The sequence below is a fragment of the Streptomyces sp. NPDC056231 genome, assembly GCF_048270745.1.
Taxonomy (GTDB): domain Bacteria; phylum Actinomycetota; class Actinomycetes; order Streptomycetales; family Streptomycetaceae; genus Streptomyces.
In genome coordinates this window covers 19,608-35,748 of sequence record NZ_JBLVKW010000078.1, presented here as the reverse complement: position 1 = coordinate 35,748, position 16,141 = coordinate 19,608, and the positions used below count along the sequence as shown (strand labels likewise).

General features: G+C 69.6%; 14 protein-coding genes and 1 pseudogene. 12 read left to right on the top strand and 3 right to left on the bottom strand.

Annotation, left to right across the window (positions count from 1 at the left end; translation table 11 throughout):
* Positions 1-233: 233 nt before the first annotated feature.
* Positions 234-780, top strand: a pseudogene (locus ACNPQM_RS36175) (transposase); the annotation flags it as partial.
* A gap of 12 nt (positions 781-792) precedes the next feature.
* Here ACNPQM_RS36175 and ACNPQM_RS36170 read toward each other — a convergent pair.
* A complete protein-coding gene (locus ACNPQM_RS36170; RefSeq protein ID WP_418087287.1) occupies positions 793-1,518 on the bottom strand; it encodes a GntR family transcriptional regulator in 726 nt (241 codons plus the stop codon).
* A 304-nt stretch (positions 1,519-1,822) separates the two neighbouring features.
* On the opposite strand from ACNPQM_RS36170, the gene ACNPQM_RS36165 reads away from it, so the two are divergent.
* The 10 genes from ACNPQM_RS36165 to ACNPQM_RS36120 are packed head-to-tail and all read left to right on the top strand — an operon-like array spanning position 1,823 to position 10,894.
* Positions 1,823-2,911, top strand: a complete 1,089-nt coding sequence (locus tag ACNPQM_RS36165; RefSeq protein WP_358860015.1) for a sugar ABC transporter substrate-binding protein — start codon at positions 1,823-1,825, stop codon at positions 2,909-2,911.
* A gap of 38 nt (positions 2,912-2,949) precedes the next feature.
* Positions 2,950-4,038, top strand: coding sequence for a mandelate racemase/muconate lactonizing enzyme family protein (locus ACNPQM_RS36160; protein ID WP_358860014.1), 1,089 nt, complete (start codon positions 2,950-2,952; stop codon positions 4,036-4,038).
* The gene (locus tag ACNPQM_RS36155) at positions 4,035-5,111 is read left to right on the top strand and encodes an ABC transporter permease (protein WP_418087286.1); all 1,077 of its coding nucleotides are present in this window, start codon (positions 4,035-4,037) and stop codon (positions 5,109-5,111) included. The genes ACNPQM_RS36160 and ACNPQM_RS36155 overlap by 4 nt, the downstream gene beginning before the upstream one ends.
* A complete protein-coding gene (locus ACNPQM_RS36150; RefSeq protein ID WP_358860012.1) occupies positions 5,108-6,184 on the top strand; it encodes an ABC transporter permease in 1,077 nt (358 codons plus the stop codon). The genes ACNPQM_RS36155 and ACNPQM_RS36150 overlap by 4 nt, the downstream gene beginning before the upstream one ends.
* Positions 6,181-7,725, top strand: coding sequence for a sugar ABC transporter ATP-binding protein (locus tag ACNPQM_RS36145; protein ID WP_418087285.1), 1,545 nt, complete (start codon positions 6,181-6,183; stop codon positions 7,723-7,725). Before ACNPQM_RS36150 ends, ACNPQM_RS36145 begins: the two co-directional genes overlap by 4 nt.
* Positions 7,722-8,045: an L-rhamnose mutarotase gene (locus ACNPQM_RS36140; RefSeq protein ID WP_418087284.1), complete on the top strand. Its 324-nt coding sequence runs from the start codon at positions 7,722-7,724 to the stop codon at positions 8,043-8,045. Before ACNPQM_RS36145 ends, ACNPQM_RS36140 begins: the two co-directional genes overlap by 4 nt.
* Positions 8,046-8,086: 41 nt before the next feature.
* Positions 8,087-8,266, top strand: coding sequence for a hypothetical protein (locus ACNPQM_RS36135; protein WP_418087283.1), 180 nt, complete (start codon positions 8,087-8,089; stop codon positions 8,264-8,266).
* The gene (locus tag ACNPQM_RS36130) at positions 8,263-9,018 is read left to right on the top strand and encodes an SDR family NAD(P)-dependent oxidoreductase (protein WP_418087282.1); all 756 of its coding nucleotides are present in this window, start codon (positions 8,263-8,265) and stop codon (positions 9,016-9,018) included. Before ACNPQM_RS36135 ends, ACNPQM_RS36130 begins: the two co-directional genes overlap by 4 nt.
* Positions 9,018-10,043, top strand: coding sequence for an aldo/keto reductase (locus tag ACNPQM_RS36125; protein WP_418087281.1), 1,026 nt, complete (start codon positions 9,018-9,020; stop codon positions 10,041-10,043). Before ACNPQM_RS36130 ends, ACNPQM_RS36125 begins: the two co-directional genes overlap by 1 nt.
* Positions 10,040-10,894, top strand: a complete 855-nt coding sequence (locus ACNPQM_RS36120; RefSeq protein ID WP_358860007.1) for an amidohydrolase family protein — start codon at positions 10,040-10,042, stop codon at positions 10,892-10,894. The genes ACNPQM_RS36125 and ACNPQM_RS36120 overlap by 4 nt, the downstream gene beginning before the upstream one ends.
* Positions 10,895-10,921: 27 nt before the next feature.
* Here ACNPQM_RS36120 and ACNPQM_RS36115 read toward each other — a convergent pair whose 3' ends face one another.
* Together ACNPQM_RS36115 and ACNPQM_RS36110 are read right to left on the bottom strand one after the other, a co-directional pair.
* Positions 10,922-11,638: a GntR family transcriptional regulator gene (locus ACNPQM_RS36115; protein ID WP_418087280.1), complete on the bottom strand. Its 717-nt coding sequence runs from the start codon at positions 11,636-11,638 to the stop codon at positions 10,922-10,924.
* 283 nt (positions 11,639-11,921) lie between these two features.
* On the bottom strand, positions 11,922-14,129 hold the full coding sequence (locus ACNPQM_RS36110; RefSeq protein WP_418087279.1) for a DUF4838 domain-containing protein: 2,208 nt from the start codon (positions 14,127-14,129) through the stop codon (positions 11,922-11,924).
* A 500-nt stretch (positions 14,130-14,629) separates the two neighbouring features.
* On the opposite strand from ACNPQM_RS36110, the gene ACNPQM_RS36105 reads away from it, so the two are divergent.
* The gene (locus tag ACNPQM_RS36105; protein WP_418087278.1) at positions 14,630-15,772 is read left to right on the top strand and encodes an ROK family transcriptional regulator; all 1,143 of its coding nucleotides are present in this window, start codon (positions 14,630-14,632) and stop codon (positions 15,770-15,772) included.
* Positions 15,773-16,141 lie beyond the last annotated feature (369 nt).

Genomic DNA, 16,141 nt, shown 5'->3' with positions numbered 1-16,141 from the left:
GGACCGGCGCCTGCTCGATATGCGGCCAATCCGCACCGACACCAGAACCACACCACAGGACCTAACAAAGCCCTACTAGGGCCTGTTTCGAAAGTCCCGCCTGCCGGGCGACGTCTGGCCCCCACGCCCGCTGCATTGTCGGGCTCACCCCGATATGCTCGGTATCGGGACCCTCCGCCTTGCGGTCGCACGCATCAGACGCCGCCCGGCCCGCCCTACGGGCGGACTCCCGGCGTCTGGTGCGTGCGACCGCGTTGATCGACCACACCGGCGAACTCTTCATCATCGAAGGCACGTTGAGCATCCTGGAGATCGACCACCTGTCTGGCGGTCACGATCCACTTCCTGTCTGACTGTGGACATCAGTCACCGGGCCTATCAGGCGCGGACGTCAACCTGCGCCGGCAGGCGTTCCTGCGCATATTCGATCTTGAGCACACCTTCCGGATGATCAAGCAGACGCCGGGCTGGACCCGTCCGAAGCTCCGCACGCCCGAGGCAGCGGACCGGTGGACCTGGCTGGTCGTCGCCGCCCATACCCAACTCCGCCTCGCCCGGCCACTGGCCGCGGACCTCCGCCGCCCCTGGGAGAAGCCGCCGAGTCCGGCCGGCGCACTCCCGCCCGGGTCCGCCGGGGGTTCAGGAACCCCCGCCCGAACCCGCCTTGCCCGGCCCCGGCCGACCACCCGGCTCGAAGAACGGCACCCCGCCACGCTCTGCGACGTGGGTAAAACGGTCAGGCGGCCCAAGACCATCACCGAACGTGACCAGGTCAGACCAGAAAGAACAAGCTCAGGCGTCGTCGTCGTATCGGCTGAGCTGGCGCCGCAAGCTGAGTTCCAGGTGGTCGCGCATGGCCTGTGACGCGCGTTCGGGGCTGCGCCGGAGCACCGCTCTCAGGATCCGGCTGTGCTCCATAGCCGTGGCCGGGCTGCCGCCCGCGACGGCACTGAGACGGAACAGGTGCAGGTGCGTATGCAGCCTCTCCACCGCCGCGGCGAGCATGGTGCGCCCCGATGCGGCGGCGAGCGCGTCGTGGAACTGCTGGTCCAGCACCGCGAACTGCCCATAGACGGCGTAGCTGTGGCCGTTGTCGGGCAGGCCCTGCATCTCCTCGACCAACGACTCCATTCGGTCGAGCTCGGCATCCCCGATGTGCTCGGCGGCCAGAGCGGCAGCCCTGGTCTCCAGCAACAGCCTCATCTCGAACAGCTCCTCGACGCCCTGGCGGGTCAGGAGCTCGGTGGCGCGGTAGCCCGAGAGCGATCGCTTGACGACCAGGCCGTCGGCCTCGAGTCGGGCGAGGGCCTCGCGTACCGGAGTGGCCGATACTCCGAGCGAGCGCGACAGCGCCTCGATACCGACTCGGGCACCCGGCTGGATCACGTGGTCCATCACCATGGCCTTGACCGCTTCGTAGACGCTGTCCGTCAGCACCTCCCGTCTCGGGGACGCAGGGGCGCTGGGTGATGCGCCGGTCAGCGGTACTTCTCCGACAGCATCCATGTTCGACGGCATGACTTCGATCTCCCTCCATCTCCAGCAAATCCTATGCGATTGAAAGCAGCCTTCGGCTCCCAGGCATCCAAGCCCCGAGAGCCTCCACCCCCGGCTCCTTCGGCATCCCGAGGGGCCGCGACGCTTGAAGTGCAGGACATCAGAGCACGTCAGATCGTGTTTAGCGCGCACCGGCAGAGACGCTCGAGCCCTCCGCCGAAGGAGCTCGCGGGGATAGTTGCCGTACGGGTCTTGACGGGATGGCCAACCCTCCCACAGGATCACGGGCAACGAAATCCTATTTGATTCGACTGAGGCAACCACCATGACCCGTCGTAGATCAGTGCTGTCGGCCGCCGTCACCCTCGCCCTTCTCGCCACCGCCTCGGCAGCCTGCACCGTCAAGAATTCGGACGAACCAGGGGCGGCCGGGGCAGCTTCCGCCCGGCCCGGCAGCAAAACGGCAGAGCTCGCCGACGGCTCCGGAACCAAGGTCGCACTCGTACCCGGCGGTGCCCACCCCTACTTCCAGCCCTGGAAGGGGGCCGGCGCGGACGCCAAGAAGACGCTCGGGCTGGGCGACGTCACCTTCGACGAGACCGCCGAATGGGACCAGCAGAAGCAGAACAACCTGGTCTCGACGCTCGCTGCCCGCGGCTACAACGCCTTCGGCATCTTCGGGGTGTCCCCGACCGACATCAACACCACCTTCGCCGACCTCAAGTCCCAGGGCTTCGCCGTGGCGTCGCTCGCCTCCTGCCCCGCCGGCGGCAAGAACGAGGCCGACTTCTGCCTGTCCACGGACGTCGAGCTCGCTGCCTACAAGGCCGCGCAGGCCGCCATCAGCGCGATGGGCGGCAAGGGCGCCCTCGTCCATCTGACGGGCAACAACGTCGACGCCAATACGCAACTGCGCAGGAAGGGCGTCGAGAAGGCGGTGAAGGAGACCGGCGGCAAGGTCACGCTCCTGCAGACCATCACCGACATCGACAAGGACCTCCAGACCGCGCAGAAGGCGGTCTCCGACCTGCTCGCCGCCAAGGGCGCCCAGATCCAGGGCATCGTCTCGACCGCCTACAACCCGGCGGTCGCCGCGGCCGAAGCCGTGCGCGAGTCCGGTTCGAAGGCCAAGGTCGTGGCCATCGACGACGACGCCAAGATCCTCAATTCGGTCAAGAACGGCTCCGTCAGTGCCACTGTCGTGCAGAACCCCGTTGGCCAGGCGGAGATCGGTGCCTGGGCCCTCGCGCTGCTGCAGACCAAGCAGTGCACCATGACGAAGCCCGGACAGATCGTCGACTCGGGTTCCTTCGTCGTCACGAAGGAGAACGTCGCCGACTACGACAGCGCGCGGCAGGCGAAGACCGCCGAGCTGAAGAAGCAGTTCGCCGACGAGTTCCTCTCCTGCGGCTGAGCGCCCCGGCCACGGACCACAGAAAGCCGCCACACGACATGAGCATCATCACCAACGCCACGGCCCTGCTGGCCGACATCGCGGTGGAGACCGACCGCACCGACGCGGTGCAGTCCTTCGTGAAGCAGGAAACGATCCTCGTCCGCCTGACCACCGCGGACGGCATCGAGGGAACCGGCTACGCCTACACGATCGGCACCGGCGGAACCTCCGTACTGGCCCTGCTGCGCGACCATCTCCTGCCGCTCCTCGCGGGGAAGGACGCACGCAACGTCGAAGGGCTCTGGCAGGAGCTGTTCGGCCTGACCCGCGCGACCACGACCGGAGCCATCACCTCGCTCGCTCTCGCCGCGATCGACACGGCCCTGTGGGACCTGCGCTGCAAGCGGGCGGGCGAACCGCTGTGGCGGCTGGCCGGAGGCCACCGCCGACAGGTCCCGGTGTACGACACCGAGGGAGGCTGGCTCCACCTCGGCACCGAGGACCTGGTCAAATCGGCCCTCGCGGCCAGGAACGCACAGTGGGCCGGCGTCAAGATCAAGGTGGGCAAACCGCACGTCGCCGAGGACGCGGAGCGCCTGCGCGCCGTACGCGAGGCCGTCGGTCCGTCCCTGCACATCATGACGGACGCCAACCAGTCGCAGTCGCTGTCCTCCGCCGTACAGCTGGCCGCTGCTCTCGAGCCCTACGACCCGTACTGGCTCGAGGAGCCCCTGCCCGCGGACGACCTCAGCGGTCATGCCCGGCTGGCCCGCTCGACCAGGATCCCGATCGCGGTCGGCGAGTCGATGTATTCGCCGATGCAGTTCCGGAACTATCTGGAGACCGGTGCTGCCTCCGTGGTGCAGGTCGACGTCGCGCGCGTCGGCGGTATCACTCCGTGGCTGAAGGTCGCCCACCTGGCCGAGACCTTCAACGTCAAGGTCTGCCCGCACTTCCTGATGGAACTGCACGTCAGCCTCGTCGCCGCGGTCAGCAACGGCGCATACGTGGAGTACATCCCGCAGCTGCGCGCCGTGACCCGCACCGAACTGACCCTGCGCGACGGACAGGCCGTGGCCCCGGACGAGCCGGGCATCGGCATCGACTGGGACATGGACGCCATCGACGACCGGAGGGTGTCATGAAGACGGCCGTCACTCGCCCCGACAGCGAGACGGACCGCCCCACCGACGGAGTACGCCCCGCGCACCGGCTGCCCATCTGGGTCAACCAGCGGCTGGGACTGCTCGTACTCATCGTCGCGCTCGGCGCACTCTTCGGCGTCCTGCGCCCGGCGTTCTTCGACGAGCGGCTGGTGCTCTTCCCGCTCCTGAGGGACATCTGCACACTGACGGTGGTGGCCCTCGCGCAGATGGTCGTGCTCTCCGTGGGGCACATGAACCTCGCCGTCGGGCGCATGGCAGCGTTCGGCGCCTTCTTCGCCGGATTCGGCTACGACCGTCTCGGCCTGCCTCTCCCGACGGGCCTGGTGCTGTGCCTTGCCGCCGGCTGCGCCATCGGGGCTCTGACCGGCTGGATCATCGCCCGCACGGGCGTGAGTTCCTTCGTCGTGACGCTGGCCATGGACTTCGCTCTGCTGGGTCTGGTCTCCCTGCTCTACTCGGCCTTCACCGAGAACGCCGCGTTCACCACGCGTCCGGACGGGCTCGCCGAGCTGCGTTCCTACTCGCTCGCCGACATCTGCCTCGGGCCCGTCTGCGGTTCCCCGGCCATACCGCAGATGGCCCAGTTCACCGTGCTGGCCCTCATCGGCCTCGGCTTCCTTTACGCCCGCACCCGCATGGGCCGCGAGCTGCTGCTCACCGGTGCGAACCCGGCCGCCGCCGAACTGTCCGGCATCCCGACAGGACGCAGGGTCGTCCTGGCGCACGCCCTGTCCGGCCTGCTCGCCGCGCTCGCCGGTTTCATGGCCGCCGTGGGCACGGGCACGTTCCGCGCCTCCATCGGTGACGACTTCATGCTCCCCTCCTTCCTCGGCGCGGTCCTCGGCGGGACCCTGCTCACCGGCGGTGTCGTCTCCGTCATCGGCGCCCTGCTCGGCACCTCCCTGGTCGGCGTGATCCGCAAGGGCCTCGACCTGCTCGGTGTCGGTCTGGAAAGTCTCAACATCTACCTCGGCTGCGTACTTCTGCTGGCTCTGTCCGCGGACCGGGTGCGCACGGTCGTGTCCTATCGCAAGGTGGTGCGCTCCACATGATCCCGCTCCTCGAACGGGGAGCCGCGGCCCTGCCGGCACTGCGGCGCTTCTCCCGCTCCACAACGATGACCCTGCTGTGCGTGGTTCTCGCGGGCTACGTGGCGCTGGGAGTCGCCTCGTCCGGCTCCTTCTTCGAAGGCCCCTCCGTCCGTACCTTCCTGCAGTACCTCGCCACACCGATCCTCATCGGACTGGCCCAGATGGTGGCCTTGTGTGTCGGTCAGCTCAACCTGGCCGTCGGCGCGCTGGGTGGCTTCAGCGCCTGTCTGATGGGCGTGCTGATGGCCGACAGCGGTGTGCCCGCGGGAGTCGCCGTCCTCGTCGGCGTGCTGACCGCCACGCTGATCGGCCTGGTGACGGGCGTGTTCATCGTCGCCACGCGCATCAACGGCTTCATCGTCACGCTCGGAACCATGACCATCCTGCTCGGAGCGCAGTACCGGCTGTCCGGGACGCGCACCATCGACGGATACTCCGCCACGCTGCGCGACCTCGGCCGCGCCGCCCCGCTGAACATCCCGCTCGTCTTCGTCACCGCGCTCGTCGCGGCGGCCCTGCTCGCCACGTTCATGTACCGCACCGTGGCCGGCCGTCGGCTGCTCGCCGCCGGCGGCAATCCGCTCGCGGCCAGACTGTCCGGCATCTCCACCGACCGGCAGATCGTGCTCGCCCACACCCTGTCGGGACTGCTCGTCGGCATCGCCGCGCTGACCGCCACCGCGTCGCTGCCAGGCGTCAACCGCAGTGTGGGCGGCGACTGGCTGCTGCCCAGCTTCGCCGCGCCCATCATCGGCGGCGTTGCGCTGACCGGCGGCTCCGTGGCGATCCTCGGCACTGTGCTCGCCGCCTTCGTCATGCGGCTCATCGACACCGCACGCGCCCAGTTCTCGCTCGACCCGAGCTGGGTCAACTTCCTCATCGGGATGGTCGTCCTCGGCACGGTCGTGGGCGGTCGTATCCACCAGACCCGTCTCGTCAAGAAGGGCAGGGTGCCCGGACGGACCCCACCCGCGCCGCCGCAGAGCGACGGGCAGCCGGCCGCCGCACTGCCGACCACCGGAGGTGCCGCATGAGCGACGTGCTGCTGGAATGCGACGACATCGTCAAGGTCTTCCCCGGTGTGCGCGCCCTCGACGGCGTGGGCCTGAGGCTCACCGCCGGATCCGTGCACGCCCTGCTCGGCGAGAACGGCGCGGGCAAGTCCACGCTGATCAAGGTGATCACCGGTGTGCACACGCCCGACGGCGGCAGGCTCACCTGGCGTGGCGAGGAGATCCGTCTGCGCTCCCCCCTGGACGCCACCCACACCGGGATCGGTGTCGTCCATCAGGAACGCAACCTGATCCCCGGCTTCTCGGTCGCCGAGAACATCACGCTGCAGAGCCCGCCGTCGCGCCGCGGTCTGGTCGACCGGAAGGCGATGACCGCCCCGGCCCTCCGCTGCCTGGCCGAGCTCGGCCTCGACATCGACCCACATCAACCGGTGCGGGAACTGTCCGTGGCCCAGCAACAGTTGGTGGAGATCGCCAAGGCGCTCTACACCGAGAGCCGGGTGCTCCTGCTCGACGAGCCCACCGCCTCCCTCTCGCCTCAGGAGGCCGAGCGGCTCTTCGACGTGGTGCGGAGGCTCACGGCACGCGGTACCTGCGTCGTCTTCGTCAGCCACAAGCTGGAGGAGGTGTTCGCCGTTTGCGACACCGTCACCGTCCTGCGCGACGGCCGCTCCGTGCTCGAGTCGGCGCCACTCGCCGAGCACACCCAGGACGACGTGGTCACCCTCATGGTCGGCCGCGCCCACGCGGTGACGGACATGACCCCGCGCACCGTTGACATGTCCGCCGCCCCGGCGCTCTCCCTCGACGGGGTCTCCACTGCCGCCGGCCACGAGGACGTCTCGCTCGACGTCCGCCCCGGGGAGATCGTCGGCCTCTACGGCCTGGTCGGCGCGGGCCGCAGCGAACTGGTCAAGGCCGTCCTCGGCCTGGACCGCGTCACGGGCGGCGAGATCCGGGTGTACGGCGAGACCGCGAAGATCGGCTCCCCGCGCGAGGCCCTCCACACGTACGGCATCGGCTATCTGACCGAGAACCGCAAGGAGGAAGGCGTCTTCCTGGAACAGCCCATCGTCCGGAACATCACGGTCACGGTGTGGAAGAAGCTCGCCCGTGCCCTCGGGCACGTCTCGTCCCGCCGAGAGAAGGAGATCGCCGAGGACCTCGTCGCCCGCCTCGGCATCCGTGTCTCCGGTCTCGAGCAGAATGCCGGTGAACTGTCCGGCGGCAACCAGCAGAAGGTCAGCCTGGCGAAGTGGCTCGCCGCCGACACCCGCCTGCTGGTCGTCGACGAGCCGACCGTCGGCGTGGACGTGCGCACCAAGCACGCCTTCCACGAACTGCTGTGGGAACTGGCCCGCGGCGGTCTGCCCATCCTGCTGATCAGCAGTGACCTGGCCGAAATGATCACGTTGGCCGACCGGGTGGTCGTCATGGCCGATCACCGCGTCCGCGACGAGGTGAAGAACGACCACGACTACGACCGGATGAGCGGGAAGATCATCCGCATGATCCACGAGGACACCATCTCCGCCGTGCACGCTCGGAGCGGCACCGCATGAGACGCGTCGCGCAGGTCATCCGTGTCCGCCCCGAGAAGGTGGACGAGTACTGCGAACTGCACCGCGAGGTGCCCGAGGCCGTCCTCGACCGGCTGCGGCGCTGCCACATCACCAACTACTCGATCCACCTGCTCGGCGACCGGCTGTTCAGCTATTTCGAGTACCACGGCGACGACCTGGCGGCGGACCTGGCCCTGATGGCAGCCGACCGGGCCACCCAGAACTGGTGGCAGCTCACCGCCCCTTGCCAGCAGCCCGTCGACGAAGCCGCGTCCGGCGAGTGGTGGGCCTCCATGGAGCAGGTCTTCCTCATGGAGTAGGCGGCCGGGACACCCGTAGAAGACCCCGACCCACCTCCGCGGTGTCCCAGCACCGCGACCGCAAGGACCCTGTGGTCGTCGCAGGCGGGCATTACACGGCCCCCACCGTGCCCGGCTTCTCGTCGGAGATGCACCCCGCGTCGATCGCCGCATACCGCTATCCGGACGGCGCTTTCTGGGCCGCCGACGTCGCCGAAGAGGAGAAGAGGACCAACCAATGAGCGAACTGACCGGGCTCCGGGCCCTGGTGACCGGTGGCGCGTCCGGCATCGGAAAGGCCACCGCCGACCTGCTGGCGGCACACGGCGCAGACGTCGCCGTGCTCGACCTCGATGCCTCAGGGGTGGACAAGCCCCTGCGCGGGTACACCGCGGACGTGTCCGACGACCCCTCCGTACGGTCCGCCGTCGCTGCCGCGGCCGCCGACCTCGGCGGCATCGACATCCTGGTCAACAACGCCGGCATCGGCGCCGTGGGCACGGTCGAGGACAACGACGACGCCCAGTGGCACCGGGTCCTCGACGTGAACGTCCTGGGTATGGTCCGCACCATGCGCGCGGCCCTCCCCCATCTGCGCGGCTCCGCGCACGCGGCCGTCGTCAACACCTGCTCGATCGCGGCCACGGCCGGGCTGCCGCAGCGTGCCCTGTACAGCGCCAGCAAGGGCGCGGTCCTGTCACTGACGCTGGCCATGGCGGCGGACCACGTCCGGGAGGGCATCCGCGTCAACTGCGTCAACCCGGGTACGGCGGACACCCCTTGGGTGGGCCGCCTCCTCGACCGGGCGGCCGACCCGGCCGCCGAACGGGCGGCGCTCAACGCCCGTCAGCCCATGGGCCGGCTGGTGACGGCCGAGGAGGTCGCCGCTGCCGTCGTGTACCTGGCCAGTCCCGCCGCCGCGTCCGTCACCGGCACCGCGCTGGCCGTGGACGGCGGGATGCAGGGCCTGCGGCTCCGTCCGGAGGGGCAGTGATGCGAACGGACGAACGCGGTGCCGGGCCGGCACTGCCGAGCCGCACTCTCGGTCGCAGCGGTGTCCGTGTCACCGCCCTCGGCTTCGGCGCCGCCGCTGTCGCCGGCATGTACGAGGCCGTGGGCGAGGACGAGGCGGCGAGCGCTGTGGAAGCGGCCTGGGATGCGGGCATCCGCTACTTCGACACCGCCCCGCACTACGGCCTCGGCCTGTCGGAGCGCAGACTGGGCGCGGCCTTGCGGGCCATGCCCCGGGAAGAGTTCACCCTGTCCACCAAGGTGGGCAGGGTACTCGTCCCGTACGACGGCGGCGGCGAGGACCGGGCCGCCGGCTTCGCCGTACCGGCCACCCATCGGCGTATGTGGGACTTCAGCGCCGACGGTGTGCGCCGCTCGCTGGAGGACAGCCTCACCCGCCTCGGACTGGACCGCGTCGACCTGGTCCTTCTGCACGATCCGGACGACCATGAGGACCAGGCGTTCCGGGAGGCGTATCCGGCACTCGAGGAGCTGCGGTCGCAGGGAGTCGTCCGAGCGATCGGCGCGGGCATGAACCAGAGCCGGATGCTGGCACGTTTCCTGGCGGACACGGACGTCGACGCCGTGCTGTGCGCGGGGCGCTACACGCTCCTCGAACAAGGCGCGCTGGACGCCCTGCTGCCCGCCGCGGAGGCAGCGGGCAAGAGCGTGATCATCGGGGGCGTATTCAACTCCGGGCTGCTGGCCGACCCGGAACAGGGTGCCAGGTACGACTACGCCGCGGCTCCCGAGGACGTCCTGCGCCGGGCCGTCCGGATGCGCGAGATCACCGAGTCGCAGGGCGTGCCGTTGCGTGCCGCCGCGCTTCGCTTCCCCTTCGGGCATCCGGCGGTCGCGTCGGTGCTCGTCGGGGCGCGGTCGGCACATCAGGTCCGTGACGCCGCAGAGCAGTTCCACCGGTCCGTCCCGGACACGGTGTGGCAGGCTCTGCGAGCGCAGGACCTGCTGGCCGGCGGTGTACCTGTGCCCGGGAGGAGAGTGCCATGACCGTCATCGATGCCCACCACCATCTGTGGGACCTCGGCATCCGCGACCAGGAGTGGATCAGCGGCCCCGAACTCGCCCCGCTGCGGCGTTCCTTCATGCCGGCGGACCTCGAGTCGGAGATGAGGGAAGCGGGGGTGGCGGCCACGGTGCTTGTGCAGACGGTCACTGTGCCCGAGGAGACCCCCGAGTTCCTGTCCCTGGCGGCGGGCAGCGACGTGATCGGAGCGGTCGTGGGATGGACCGATCTGACGTCGCCCGGCGTCGCCGGTGAACTGGCACGGCTGCGCTCGCTGCCCGGCGGCGGGTTCCTGCGCGGCATCCGCCACCAGGTCCAGGGGGAGCCGGACCCTGACTGGCTGACGCGGCCCGACGTGCTGCGCGGTCTGCGCGCGGTCGCGGAGGCCGGGCTCGTCTACGACCTCGTCGTCCTGCCCCACCAGTTGCCGGCGGCGGCAAGGGCGGCCGCGGCCGTCCCCGGCCTCACCTTCGTCCTCGACCACTTGGGGAAGCCGCCGATCGCGTCCGGGCAGCGGGAACCGTGGTCAAGGCACGTGGGTGAGCTGGCCGCCCTGCCGAACACGGTGTGCAAGCTCTCCGGCATGGTGACCGAGGCCGACTGGCCGTCGTGGACGGTCGACGGCCTCCGGCCGTACGCCGACACCGTGATCGACGCCTTCGGCCCCCAGCGGCTGATGTTCGGCTCCGACTGGCCGGTGTGCACCCTCGCCGCCGGCTACGGCGAGGTCATGGCCGCCACTCGGGAGCTCACCGCCGCCCTCACCGCGGCCGAGCAGGACCAGGTGTGGGCCGGCACCGCCCGGCGCGTCTACCGGATGGACGACGTCGACTGAGTCGGCGGCGGGGCGCCGCCCGGCCGGTCACTCCTGTGCGAACCGGCCGAGCTGGCGCTCCAGGCTGCGGTTGAGATGGTCCGCCATCGCCTCGGCGGCACGGTCGGCCCTGCGGCGCAGTATCGCGCGCACCACACGCTCGTGCTCCGCCACGGTCGGATCGTCCTCGCTCTGCAGGCTGCTCAGGCGGAAGATGTGCAGATGCGAGTGGAGCCGCTCCACCGCGTCCGCGAGCAGGGGCCGGTGGGCGGCCTCCGCGACGGCGTCGTGGAAACGCTGGTCCAGGGCGGCGAAGTCGCGGTAGGTCGCGTACGGTCCGTCGGGAACGGGGAGGGACTGCATGTTCTCCAAGAGCCCCTCGATGGCGTCGAGTTGCGACTCGTCGGCATGTAGGGCGGCCAGTGCGGCGGCCCGCGGCTCGAGGAGCAGCCGCATCTCAAACAGCTCCTCCACCCCCTGCCGGGTGAGCAGTTCGGTGGCCCGGTAACCGGACAAGGAGCGCTTGACGACGAGTCCGTCGGCCTCCAGCCGGGCCAGTGCCTCGCGTACGGGGGTCGGAGAGACGTTGAGCGTGCGTGCCAGGGCTTCGATACCGACCCGAGCGCCGGGGGCGATCTCATGGTCCATGACCATGGCCTTGATGTCCTCGTAGACGCTGTCGGACAACGGCTGGCGGACCGGCGACGAGGGCAGCCTGGTCGTCCCGGCCACGTCGTCGGAGTCGGACGGGTCGTGTGCCGGCATCCGGTGTCTCTCCTCTGTGCTCCGGGGCTGTGCTGTGAGGCGTTAGTGCCACCGGCAGTTTAAGGGCTGTCCCGTAGTCCCTGGTGGATCAGCGCGCGACGTCCAGCCAGGCAGCGGGCGGAGGCGGAGGCTGCGGCGGCAGCGCCCACATCCTTCGCCCGCTTCGAGGTCCGTCGCTTCACACGACCTGGGGTGCGCGGTCCGTGTACGCCCTCCACACACTCCAGTTCGGTGTCGGACGTGGCGGACGGCCCGGCCTGCACCGGCGCACGGCGAAGCGCCGCTACCGGGTCACGGTAATGGTGCACCGAGCGGACGTCAGATTTCCGCCGCCAACAGCAAAGGTGACCGTTACGGCGTAGTTCCCAGGTGCGACGTCGGTCCCGGCGCTCAGGCGTACCGTCTCCGAAGCCTCGAGCGGGCCCGAGGCACGCAAACGGCCCTGGCTGCGCTCGGCGGTGAGTTCCTGGGGCGTGGTGAGGGTCCATTCCACGTCGTGCCCCTGGAAGTCGACATCCTGGGCCGAGATCGTCACATCGACGGACCCACCTTGCCGCACGGTGAACTGGACCTGTGGCAGGTAACCCCACGCCGGGGAGCGGTACTCCTTGGCGATCTGCGCCCGGGTGACCTGTTCGCCATAGCGCGGGGTGGTGTAGCTCGAGTCGAGCTGGATGCCGTTGAAGCGGTGCTGCTGGGTCAGCCGGCGGTACAGAGCCATCGCCTGCTGCTTGCCGGTCTGGTCGTTGGCCTGGGTGTACCGGCTGATGTCGATATCCGCCAGGGCGAGTTCGCAGCCCCAGGCCAGCCGGTCGAGGACGATCGCGGCGGCGCTGGTCCCGGCGGTCTTCGCTCGCGCCGCGGCGACGTCGGCCGCGGCAGCCTGGTACTTGGTCCGCAGGGCCGTCCCTTGGCCGGGAGTGTTGAGGACGTCCGGGTCGTCGGCGGTGCGCAGCAGGTAGTCGGCCATCTCCTGCGCTGCGGGCCCGAACCGCGCGGGCAGGTAGCTGCCCGTGAAGTCGTCGTAGGTCAGGGTCGGATCCCAGGCGCTGCGGGCGCCGAACAGGTGGATCGCCTCGAACTGCAGCCAGTTCGCCGGCTCCGAGTACATGCCGATGCCGTTGACACCGACACTGCGGTACATCTCCGCGTCCTGGGCGAGGACACCGATCGGGTTGCCGAGCTCGCGCCAGCGGTAGCGGCGCGAGTAGTCGTAGATCGCCAGTGTGCCCGGGTGGGTCGCGCGCCAGCGGCGCAGCACTTCCAGGTGGTGCGCGTTGACGGCCGAGGACGGATCGCTGAACGGAGCGACGTACGTGCGTCCGTACGCGGCGAAGTCGATGAGCACCTTCGGGTCGAAGGCGTACCCGGCCGTGGGTGTGTCCAGGCCGGCGCCGTACGCGATGCGTTCGACCTGGACGTGGAGTCCGGCGTCGGCGAGGGCGGCGACCAGCTTGTTCACAACGTGGACTTCGGCGTTGGTGGCGGTGCCGAACTTGGCGAGGGTCGCCTTCGGCCACGTCGCCCCGTCCGGCGGCCAGCAGTCGAAGATGGCGATCTCGGGCCGGGCCCGCAGATAGGTGACCACCTCGGCGACATACTGGGACACCGCCGCTTTGTCGTGCACGTTGAAGACGTTGGACCCGGGGGTGTAGTACTGCGGGTAGTCGGCCCGCCGGAGAAACGCGTCGTACCCATGGCCGCCCACTTCCACGACGATGCCGCGCTTGGCGAGTTCCGGTGCCATCCCTGCCGCGAAGTCCTCGTAGCGACTGACTCCGGCCCCGTAGTAGTCGTACGGAAAGACCAGGATGTTGAGCCGCTGCTTGCCCATCCAGTCGATCAGCGCGGTGAGGCCGGCCTGGCTTATGCTCCAGCCCTCCTCGATCGCTTTTCGCCGCACCGGCCAGGGTGGAGTGACCAGGCTGGTCTGGGCGCGGACTGTGATGTCGCCGGTCTGCGGCACGGTCTCGGCGGCACCCTGGTAGTAGCTGAACTGCGGTGCGAAGAAGTCGACTCCGAGCTGCTCCAGCAGGGCGTACGTCGCGTACACCACGCCGCGGTCGCCCACACCGGTCAGCAGCACGCCGTGCGGGGTCGCGCTGACCAGGTAACTGTCCGTCGCCTGGTCGCGCAGCTGCGTGTCGGCCTCGGCCAGCCACACCGGCGGGACGGTGGTCGCTTGGCGTCGGCTTCCGGGTAGCACGAGCACTCCGGAGGTGGCCGTCTGCGGCTGTTCGGGCCGTGCACGCAGGATCTGGAGGCGGGCGCCGCCCATCCGCTCTACATAGTCGGCCAGTTCGGCGGCTGCGAACTGTGCGGTGGCGCCGCCCCACCACAGCACCGTCGCCCTGCCGTGGCCGTTGCGGGCGAGCGCGAAGGCGGCTTCAGACCCGGCGTCCTCCGCCGCCTGGGCCGGTGCCCCGATGGTTGTCGCGGCGACGGCTCCGGCCACGCCGGCAAGGAATGATCGACGCTTGACGTGCTTCATGGCGGCTCCTGGGATCGGGCATCGTGTCATGTGCGTGGGCGTTGGGGGGGCTGGCGGGCGCCTTGCGCGGGGGACGTACGGACTTCGCCGTTGGCAGCGGAAGCCCGTATGACCGACGGGCTGTGCGGGGGTCCTGCAGGGCGTGTGGCGGGGCGGGACGGACCGAGGCTCAGCTTTCTTCCGAAATCGGATCGTATTGAGAGCGAAGTCAGGCCCGCAAGAGGTCTACAGGAGAACCTCGTCTCCGGCGGCTGCATCGGGTCTGTGTCTTCGTTGTGATCTCTGCGCCTGACGGTCACCCAGGCACGGGTATCCGCGGCGACCCTGCGCACCAGCAGTGCTGCCGCATCCGTGCATGCCGGCCAGAATGGAGGCGCCCGTCGGCCCGCAGCTCACCCGCCACCACCGGAGCACGTGCTGCGCTGCGAGACATCCGGCCTCGCCGCCGAAAATTCTTCCCATCTTTGCCCGAATAACGAGCAAGGATGCATCATGCTGCGGTGACCCCTACTCCTGCCCGCCGCAACAGGGCGGCCTACGACGATCTCGTTCTCGCCGAGCTTCGCCGTTCGGGGGCGCTCAGTCGCGCCGAACTGAGCCGGCGCACCGGTCTGCCCAAGACCACGCTGTTCAGCATCGTCGCCGGACTGCTCGAAGCCGGTGTCCTGGTTGAGCAAGCCGCCGACGACACCGCGGGGCGCGGTGTCGGTCGGCCCGCGACCCGAGTCGTGCTCAATCCTTCCGCCGGCCTGTACGTGGGGCTGGACATCGGCCGCAGCCGGATGCACCTGGTCATCGTCAATACCTCTCACGAGGTGGTGGCGAGCGGCATGTGCGCCCTGCCGTCCGCCGTGCGCGCCGACGTAGTGGCCCCGGCGGCGGCGGAACTGTTGCGGCGGGCCGTCGGTGAGGCAGCGGTCGACCCGTCGACGCTGGTGGCGGTCGGCGCGGGCCTCACCGGAATCGTCGGCGTCGAGTGGAAGCCCAAGGAGACCGAAGAGCTGCGGGCACGCATCGCCGAAGAGTTCGGCGTGCCAGTGGTGCTGGGCAACAACTCCCGTGCCGCGGCCCTGGCTGAGGCGACCTGGGGCGCGGGACGCTCGGCGGAAGACCTTGTGTATGTGCGCTGGTCCACGGGAATCGGCGGCGGTTTGGTGGTCGGCGGTCGAGCCGTGGCCGGGGCGCACGGCTGTGCCGGTGAGATCGGCCATGTGAGCGTGGAGCCGGACGGGAAGCCCTGCAACTGCGGTGGCCGCGGGTGCCTCGAAGGAGTAGCCGGGGGCGCGGCGCTGCTGGAGGAGTGCGCCCGGCACGGACTTGTCCTCGCTGACCTGGACGCCCTGGTCGCCACCGTCCGTAACCTTTCCCCGACCGCCGGCCGGGTGGTCTCCAGTGCTGCGGACCGGTTGGGCAGGGTGCTGGCCGGGACTGTGGCGCAGCTGAATCCCTCACGGATCGTCGTCGGAGGCGAATTGGCTCAGCTCGGATCGCTGGTCCTGGACCCGATCCGCGAGGCGCTCGACCGGTTTGCCCTGCCCCGCGCGGCGAGGCGAGTGGATGTCGTGCAGGCGGACCTGGGAGCCAATGCGGCGGCTCTCGGAGCGGTGGCGCTCCTGCTCCGGGAGGAGCCGGCGCGGACATGAGGGAGCGGTCAGCGATCCAGGGTGCCAACCCCTTGTGAGCCAGACCCCGCATGAATATGATCCGGTGCTGGAAAAAAGCGCTGCCTGAGAGCTCTCCGCAGTCCTGAACCTCACCGAAGGCCCCTCATCGCGACCGGAGGGCCCCCGAACCCGCCTCATCCACGGCCGGCCCCGCACGCAAGCCGGCCAGGCGGCTGCGTACTGCAACACGCTGGGCCCCGCAAACGAGTCGCGGCTGAAGAAGTACGACTGGGCCGAAATCCGCCCTGCTCAAGAATTCACAATCCGGGTGTGCATGCACCCGATAGGAGAGGTGTACGTGTCTCATCCCCGTTCCACGCGACCATCCCGCCTCAGATCGCTCCCGGT